This is a genomic window from Paenibacillus sp. FSL K6-1122 (assembly GCF_037977015.1).
In the GTDB taxonomy this organism is placed as follows: domain Bacteria; phylum Bacillota; class Bacilli; order Paenibacillales; family Paenibacillaceae; genus Paenibacillus; species Paenibacillus amylolyticus.
This window is the reverse complement of the sequence record NZ_CP150272.1, coordinates 4283072-4293308: the sequence shown is the minus strand read 5'-3', so window position 1 is coordinate 4293308 and position 10237 is coordinate 4283072. Positions and strand designations below refer to the sequence as shown.

General features: G+C 41.8%; 1 protein-coding gene. It reads left to right on the top strand.

From position 1 onward, the window contains the following. The first annotated feature begins 6 nt into the window (after positions 1-6). A complete protein-coding gene (locus NSQ20_RS19305) occupies positions 7-9828 on the top strand; it encodes an amino acid adenylation domain-containing protein (protein ID WP_340030617.1) in 9822 nt (3273 codons plus the stop codon). Positions 9829-10237 lie beyond the last annotated feature (409 nt).

Sequence of the window (10237 nt, the reverse complement as noted above, 5' to 3'; positions counted from 1 at the left end):
TGCCGTATGTCTATTTTTAAGAAACAGGAATCGTATTGGGCAAGCCGATTTGAAGATGATGATCATCTTGTTCATTTGCCTTATTGCAAGACAACCTCCAAACACCCAGACGATACGCAGCACCAGAATGATATATATAAGCCTATGTCAGCCGATGTTTCACATAAAATCAAGTCCATGTCGCGAAATGCTCCTATGGCGATATATACGATCTTATTAACAGGAGTTCAGTGTCTGTTATATAAATATACGAATGAAACCAAGATGATTATTGGTATACCAACGATGGAAGAAAAGAACAATGATCTATCGCTCTCGAATAAGGTTCTTGTCTTAAAAAATAATATCAATCATGCGATGTCATTCAAGTCCTTATTTAATCAAGTGAAGACCAGTTTAACCGAAGCCATTCAGCATCAACGAATTCCTTTCAGAAAAATGGTTGAACGTTTAAATGTTCAGTATGATTCGAACCATGTACCTCTGATTCATACCTTGGTTTCGTTGAATGAAATTCATCCTGCCCTTGATGAAAATCACGTAAAAGCGGCGACAATGTTCCACTTTGATCTGGAGAACGACTCCATTCAGTTAAGATTAGTTTATGATGATGATCGTTATGATCGCGATTATATAGTTCAAATTGTAGAGCAACTTGACCAATTGTTATCCGTTGTGCTGAACCAACCTGATCTGGAGTTAAGTCATGTCGATATGTTATCGGAGTTTCATCGAAACAAGCTGTTATATGACTTTAACGATACAAGCGTGGGGTATTCACAGAACAAGACGATGCATCAATTATTTGAAGAACAGGTGGAACGAACACCGGACCATCCGGCAGTTGTATTTGAGAATAGACAGTTAACGTACAGAGAGTTAAATCAAAAATCCAACCAATTGGCCCGATTGCTTCAAGCTAAGGGGGTGCAGGCAGGTCAGTTCGTTGGCATTATGGCAGAGCGCTCACTTGAGATGATCATAGGTTTATTCGGTATTCTAAAAGCTGGCGGGGCATATGTCCCAATCGATCCGGAATATCCGGCAGATCGTATTCATTACATCCTTGAGGATTCAAAAGTGGCTTGGTTGCTGCATCAAAGTCATATAGAGAAGCCGGAACATTATGCAGGGACATGTGTCATTCTGGATTCTGAAATAAATCACTATGAGGATCATTTAAATTTGGTAGATGGAGCGATCTCCAGTGATTTGGCATATATGATCTACACGTCTGGAACAACAGGTCATCCCAAAGGCGTAATGATTGAACATGCCAGCATTGTGAATTCCCTGCAATGGAAATCGGATTTTTATCATTTTACCGGAGATGATCGGGTATTAATGCTGAATCCTTTCGTTTTTGATTCATTTATTACTCATTTCTTTGGTCCGATGATATCTGGCTCGACAGTGTATTTGTTAAACCAGCAACAGTGTAAAGATGCTATAGCCATCAATACGATGGTCAAAAAACAGCAAATCACGCACATCCAAAGTCCACCCAGTTTCTTGATGACCCTATTGGAACAAGTAAGTGCGGAAGATTGGGCATCCATGAAAAATGTGGTGGCTGCGGGAGAGAAGATTGTTCCTGCCTTAATACACAAATTGCAGCGCATCAATCCACGCATCGAAGTGTGTAATGAATACGGTCCAACCGAAAATAGTGTTGTATCCACAGTTCTGTCGATCAAGTCGGCAGATCAAAATATCTCAATCGGGAAGCCTATTGCGAACAATAGAGTCTACATTTTAGGAGAACGGAATGAATTGCAGCCTATTGGAGTTCAGGGAGAATTATGTGTAGCCGGAGCAGGGCTATCCAGAGGTTACTTGAACCGTCCAGATCTGACTGCGGAGAAATTCGTGGATGATCCATTTGTTTCGGGAGCAAAAATGTACAAGACAGGTGACTTCGCAAGATGGCTGCCCGATGGGAACATAGAGTATATAGGAAGGGTAGATCATCAAGAGAAAATTCGTGGACACCGGATTGAACTTGGTGAAGTGGAGACAGCTCTTCTAAATAGTACCCAGATAAAAGAGGCCATCGTCATAGCCAGAGAAGATGAAACGGGAACCAAACAATTATGTGCGTACCTGGTAGGAGAGGATGCAATCACGATCGGGGAACTGCGGGAGGCGCTGTCCCAGCAGCTGCCAAACTACATGATTCCGTCCTATTTTATACAACTGGATCAGATGCCGCTCACGTCAAACGGGAAAATCGATCGCAAAGCTTTGCCTGCTCCCAAAGAACATATGTTGAAGGGCATGGAGTACGAAGCACCCCGAACGATGGTGGAACAACAACTTGTATCGATCTGGGAAGAGGTACTTGGGGTAGAGAACATTGGGATATTGGATAATTTCTTCGAGCTTGGAGGAGATTCGATTAAATCCATTCAAGTTTCTTCGAGGTTATATCAAGCAGGTTACCAGGTGCAGATGGATCATCTGTTTAAAAATCCAACCATAGCAAGCTTGATTCCCTATGTCCAACCCATAAGTACCCTGTCAGAACAGGGAATCATCACTGGAAAAGTGATGCTGACTCCAATCCAGCATTGGTTTTTTGAGCAATACAAGGTAGATGCCCATCATTATAATCAGTCCGTGATGTTGTATCGGAAAGAAGGTTTTCATGAAGTCACACTTCGCCGTGTATTTGATAAATTGAGTGAGCATCATGATGCACTTCGTACAGTATATCGTCTTACAGAACAGGGTTATGAAGCGTGGAATGAAGGGTTGGCAAGGGAATCCTTATATACACTTGAAGTGATGGACTTCAAGTCATTAGCAGATCCGTCTCAAGAAATCGAGAAGAAGGCAAATGAAATGCAAAGCACGTTTACGTTGGAACGTGGACCCTTGATGAAGCTGGGCGTATTTCAATGTGCAGATGGAGATCATCTATTAATCGTTATTCATCACCTCGTCATCGACGGGGTTTCATGGCGAATTTTGATTGAAGACCTATCAAGGGGATATGAACAATTAAGTAATGGAGAATCGATTCAACTACCGCAAAAAACGGCCTCCTTCCAATTATGGGCAGAACAGCTTCAGTTGTATGCGAACAGTGATGCGATAACGAAAGAAATTGCATATTGGAATGAAATTGAAAAAGCAACCTATAAGCCGTTACCTACAGATTTCGAAGCGGATCATGCACTGGAAAAAGACAGTGAAGAAATCACGATGGAATGGTCAGCGGCAGAAACGGAGCAATTATTAAAACAAGCGAATCGTGCGTATAAAACGGAGATTAGCGATTTGCTGCTCCATGCATTAGGCATGTCTATTCACCAATGGACGGGCATGGATAAAGTGCTGGTCAATCTGGAGGGACATGGAAGAGAACAAATTTTACCGGATCTCGATATTACACGAACGATCGGATGGTTTACGAGCCAGTATCCGGTTGTACTTGATATGGAAGAAAATTCAAATATGTCTCTTTTCATCAAAACAAATAAAGAAATGATTCGTCAAATCCCTAAAAAAGGGATTGGTTATGGAATTTTACGATATTTAAGTGCACATCAGCAAGAAACACTCTTTACCTTGAATCCTGAAATTAGCTTTAACTATTTGGGTCAATTTGATCAGGATCTTCAGAATAGCGGGATGCAGATCTCTCCCTATCCAGGCGGGGCAACAGCAAGCGACAATCACAGAAGAAATGTTCTTATCGATATGAATGCCTTAATTGTGGAAGGCAAATTGACGTTGTCCCTTCGGTATAGTCGCACCCAATATCAAAAAGAAACGATGGAGCGAGTGGTAACATATTTTAGAGATCATCTGCAAGAAATCGTGATGCATTGTGTGACAAAAGAGAAGCCGGAATGTACACCAAGTGATCTAACGTTAAAAGGAATTACCATTGAAGAATTAGAAGGATTTGTTCAAGAATCGGAACACATTGGTGAAATCGAAGATATATATGCTTTGTCACCGATGCAAAATGGAATGTTCTTTCATCATTTGCTTCATTCAAAATCGGAAGCGTATTTCCTTCAAACTACGCTGGATCTTCATGGTCCGTTAGACGTGGAAGCATTTACGGAGAGTCTGGATCAGTTGATGCAGCGTAATTCGATTCTCAGAACAAATTTTCATAGCAAATGGAAGAATGGACCCCTGCAAGTGGTATACCGTCATAAACGGAATGGGCTAATATACGAAGATTTGCGTGAGATGAATGAAAAAGATCGTGAAGCATACGTGGCAGAATATACAAGAGCAGATAAAATAAAAGGTTTCGACCTGTCTCAGGATGTGTTAATGCGTATTTCGATCTTGCAAACGCATGACCAAACCTATCGTTTCATTTGGAATTATCATCATATTTTGATGGATGGCTGGTGCCTGTCTCTTGTAATCCAGGAGTTGTTTGATGGATACTTTGCTATTCAGGAACAACGAAAACTGGAGGCAAAGAGTACGATTCCATACAAACACTATATTGAATGGCTGGACAACCAAGATCATGAAGAATCCCTGAAATACTGGCGTGACTATTTGCAAGGTTATGATGAGCAGACCACTTTGCCAAAAGAACATTCAATTACGAAGAGTGATGAATATCATTCAGAGCATATGATTTGTACACTTAGTCAGGAATTAACCGGACAGCTCGCACAAGTGGCCAGTCAGAATCAGGTGACGCTGAACACGTTCATGCAGACAGCCTGGGGAATGTTGCTACAGATATATAACGGCAGTGAGGATGTTGTATTCGGAAGCGTGGTGTCGGGCAGACCTGCGGCGATTGTTGAAGTTGAGCGAATCATTGGTTTATTCATCAATACCATTCCTGTACGCGTTCAGACTCAAGGTAACGAGACATTTGCAGCGGTTATGAAGCGGAATCAGGAACAAGCTGTGGCTTCGCATCCACATGACACGTATCCGTTATACGAGATTCAAGCGGAAACATCGCAAAAGCAAAATTTGATTGATCATATCCTGATATTCGAAAATTATCCTGTACAGGGCATTATGGAACAGTTTGGGGATCAGGAAGAGACAGCTCTTCGGATTACGAATGTAGAAGCAGATGAACAAACAAATTATGACTTTAACCTGATTATCAAACCAGGCCAATCCATGAAATGCATGTTCTATTACAATGCTAACGTCTATGACCGGGCAAGCGTAGAACGCATTCAAGGTCACTTGATTCAGATGTTGGAGCAAGTGGCCAACAATCCGCTTATCCCTATCCATGACATTGACTTGACTACAACACAGGAGAAAACGCAAATTTTGGAACAGTTTAATGATTCCATGGCTGAATATCCAATGGACAAGACGATTCATGGACTGTTTGAGGAACAGGCGGCAAGGACTCCTGAACACGTTGCGGTTGTATTTGAGGATCAACATGTGACCTATCAAGCGCTGAACGAGAAAGCCAACCAATTGGCAAGAACGTTGAAGGCTAAAGGCATTCAAAATGATCAGTTAGTCGGGATCATCGCTGATCGTTCGCTAGACATGGTTGTAGGAATCCTTGCGATTTTGAAAGCCGGTGGTGCATACGTACCGATTGATCCCGAATATCCGGAGGATCGTATAAACTACATGCTTGAGGATTCGGGCGTACATGTATTATTGCTGCAAAGTCATTTGCAAGAACGCATCTCTTTTGCAGGAGAGGTCGTTTGCCTGGATCAACCTGAGTCCTATCATAAAGATCATTCCAATTTGGGAATGACTGCTGCACCAACAGGCCTGGCATATGTAATTTATACCTCAGGAACGACAGGTAAACCAAAAGGGACATGTATTGAACATAAAAATGTGGTGCGATTGTTGTTCAACAGTAAAAATTTGTTTGATTTTAATGCATCAGATACATGGACATTATTCCATTCCTTTTGTTTTGATTTTTCGGTATGGGAAATGTACGGAGCATTGCTCTATGGCGGAAAACTGGTTATCGTACCTCAAATGACGGCAAAAAGTCCGGAACAATTTCTACAATTGTTAAAAAACGAGCAAGTGACGATATTAAATCAAACGCCAACGTATTTCTATCATCTTCTTCAGGAAGAACTGGCAGGTCATACAGCAGATCTGAAATTAAGAAAAGTGATTTTTGGAGGAGAAGCCCTCAATCCCGTGTTATTGAAGGGATGGAAGCTGAAATATCCATTTATCCAGTTAATTAATATGTATGGGATAACCGAAACAACGGTTCATGTAACGTATAAGGAAATAACCGACATTGAAATACATGCTGGAAAGAGCAATATTGGAAAACCAATCCCAACGTTGCAGACCTATATTTTGGATAAACATCAACGCATTCAACCGATCGGTGTTCAGGGAGAATTAGTTGTAGCAGGTGAGGGCCTTGCCAGAGGTTATCTGAACCGGCCTGATTTAACCGCAGAGAAATTTGTTGATCATCCCTGGATTACAAAAGGGAAAATGTATCGCACAGGAGATGCCGCAAGATGGCTGCCGGATGGAAATATTGAATATCTGGGACGAATCGATCATCAAGTGAAAATTCGCGGTTACCGAATTGAGCTTGGCGAAGTGGAAACTGCGCTTTTGCAAATAGACTCCATTCAGGAAGCAGTCGTTATTGCCCGTGAGCATAAGGATGGTTCGAAGCAGTTGTGTGCGTATTGGAAAGGCGACAGCTCACTGACAGCGAAGAAAATCAGAATGGCAATATCTCATGAAATTCCGGATTATATGATCCCGTCTTATTTTGTTCAATTAGAGTATATACCGTTAACTTCCAATGGGAAGGTTGACCGTAAGGCATTGCCATCTCCACAAGAACATATGCAAAAAGGGACCGAGTATATGGCGCCGCAGAACGCTGTAGAACAAGCGATCGTCGCTGCCTGGGAAGCTGTGCTTGGTGTTCAAAAGGTTAGCACATCAGATCATTTCTTTGAACTCGGGGGCGATTCGATTAAATGTATTCAAGTTTCCTCACGACTGCTTCAAGCAGGGTATAAAGTGGAAATGAAGCATTTCTTCACCTACCCGACAGTAGCAGAGTTGAGTGAACACGTTACATCCGTGAACACTATTTCTGACCAAGGGGAAGTTACGGGACAAGTGATGCTGACACCTGTTCAGCGCTGGTTCTTTGATCAACATATGGTGGATGCACATCATTACAATCAGGAAATGATGTTCTTTCGTGAAAAAGGATTTGATGTCCGCTTCATTCACAGCATCATGGATAAGATCGTGAAACAGCATGATGCTCTCCGCATCCTTTATCGTAAAGCGCCTGAGGGCGGATATGAAGCGTGGAATCGAGGGGCAGACGAAGATGGATTATACAGCCTTGAAATCGTTGACCTCAAAACAGAAGCAGATCCAGCATCGTTCATTGAAAATAAAGCAAAAGAAATTCAGAGTGGTATGGATCTGTCTCACGGACCTTTGATCAAACTTGGGTTGTTCCAATGTGCTGAAGGGGATCACCTGCTTATTGCCATTCATCATTTGTTGGTAGACGGGGTTTCATGGCGCATTTTATATGAAGATATTCAGACAGGGCAAGACCAGTTCTTAAGAGGTGAAGAAATCCGGCTTCCTCAAAAAACGACCTCGTTTAAACAATGGGCAGAACAATTGTCGACGTTTGCAGACAGCCCGGCGATGAAGCAAGAGAATCCATACTGGAGTCGTGTGGAGCAGGCCCAGCTAAGCCCGCTGCCAAAAGATATGGATTGTGATGAGACGATTGGCAAAGATAGTGAAACGATCACTATTCATTGGACAGCAGCGGAAACCGAGCAATTATTAAAGCAAACACATCATGCGTACCATACGGAAATTAATGATATATTGCTAACGGCATTAGGAATGGCTGTTCATGATTGGACAGGCATGGGAGAAATCCTCGTAAATCTGGAAGGGCATGGTAGAGAAGACATCCTGCCAGAGCTGGACATTACGCGTACAGTGGGATGGTTTACGAGTATGTACCCCGTTATGATTACAATGGAGTCCGGGGCTGACTTATCAAGGAAGATTAAGACCGTCAAGGAAGGACTGCGCCAGATCCCAACCAAAGGCATTGGTTACGGGATTTCGAGGTATTTGTCACGTGGAAATGAAGGATTCAAGTTAGAGAAAAATCCCGAAATTAGTTTCAACTATATGGGACAGGTGAATCAGGATTCGGGCCAAGATGGCATTAAATTCTCGCCTTATTCCAGCGGACCATCCGTAAGTGAAAACAACAAGAGACCATTTGTGCTGAATATCAATGGCATTGTTACAGAGGGTCGGTTGTCGCTGTCCATTAACTATAGTTCAAAACAATATCGCCGGGAAACGATGGAGCGATTGGCTTGTCTCTATAAAGAAGGTCTTAATAGAGTCGTTGAACATTGTGTAACGAAGGAACAAACCGAGCTGACGCCAAGTGATATTTCATGCAAGTCATTAACCATTGATCAATTGGATCAAATCGTGGAGCAAACTGGGCACATCGGCCGAATTGAAAATGTGTACCCACTTACACCATTACAGAAGGAAATGTTGTACGAAAGTGAACGGAATCCGATTTCGGGCGCTTACTTTGTACAAATCATGTTTGATATGCGTGGAGATTTGGATGTTACCTCTTTTGCGCAAAGTTTGGATCAATTAATGCAAAGGCATGCGATATTGAGAACTAATTTTTACAGTGATTTTGTGGATATCCCTCTTCAAATCGTGTATCAAGAGAAGAAATTTGAATTTAATTATGAAGTTGTAGCTGGCACAAGTGAGCTACAACGTAAAACGTATGTTGACGAGTATATCGAGCAAGACAAGGCAAGAGGATTTGACTTACAACGAGATTCGCTAATACGTATGTCTGTTTTGAGAATAGAGCCTGAGGAATACCGCGTCATATGGAGTTTTCACCATATTTTGATGGATGGCTGGTGTATGTCTCTGGTAAGCAAGGAAATATTCGAGAATTACTTTGCGATTCGGGAGAATAGAAAGCCTCAAGTGACTCTATTAACCCCATATAGTCAATTCATTGAATGGTTGGAACAGCAAGATCATCAAGGTGCAATAACGTATTGGACTCATTACCTGAAGGGTTATGAAGGACAAACGAAATTGCCTGGAGAAAAAATCAAACCGAAACATGAAAGACAGGATTCCAGAACGCTAAACTGTTATTTGGATGATGTACTAATTGAACAAATGAAACATATTGCAGAACAGCAGCATGTAACGCTCCATACGTTAGTGCAGACTGCCTGGGGTGTATTGTTGCAGCAATACAATGAAAGCAACGATGTTGTTTTCGGAAGTGTGGTATCGGGCAGACCGCCTGTCATTCCTGGGATCGAAAGCATGATTGGATTATTTATTAATGCGATTCCTGTTCGTATCCAGGCTAAGGCAGATGAGTCATTTATATCTCTAATGAAAAGGAATCAGGCACAAGCTGTGGAGTCACATGCATATGATACGTATTCGTTATATGATATTCAAAATCTGACCAAGCAAAAACAATCTCTGATTAATCATGTTGTTGTGTATCAGAACTTCCCGGTAGAGAACCGAATGGAGAGTCTGGGTCAGAAAGGTGAAACACCGCTTGAGATTATGAATGTTGGGGGTACAGAACATAATAGTTTTGATTTTACCTTGATCGTCAAACCCCATGAAAATATGAAGATCATTTTGATGTACAATGCCAATGTGTATGACCCATCTACCGTTGAACAGATTCAAAAACACTTTATTTCCATGATTCAACAGGTGGTAAGTAACCCGGAAGTTAAAATAAACAAACTTGCGTTGAGTACGTCGAACAGTTATTAATGCACAAGTAATGGGCCGCTCCAAAGTGAGTTTCCACCTCACTCAAAGCACTAACGAATCTGACGCGTATTAATAGGTAGATTCGATGTGAATGGCCAACTTAAACGAACCTCAGTAACGTTATTTCATCATATCAGGGTGTCAGAACCTAAAAAACGACCCAATCGACGAAATAACGTCTCTGTGATTCGTTACACCACAGACCTGTGCAAATCAGAGTGAATAGCGTGTGCCAGGTTCATTAGAATAAAATAACTTTAATAAGGGATGTCCTCAGTCATGCTCATGACTTATGGGACGCCCCTTTTTATGCTCCGTTAATGAAGAAACTGGAAAATTACTGTAGATGGAGAAATGAAGTCTCTTATGTGTTCCGATCAACATTGTGATGTCACCAACGTGGCAGATC

What these genes read in the sequence shown, in the direction of transcription:
- NSQ20_RS19305 (WP_340030617.1), top strand. Translation starts at nt 7, where the DNA reads ATGTCTATTTTTAAGAAACAGGAATCGTATTGGGCAAGCCGATTTGAA.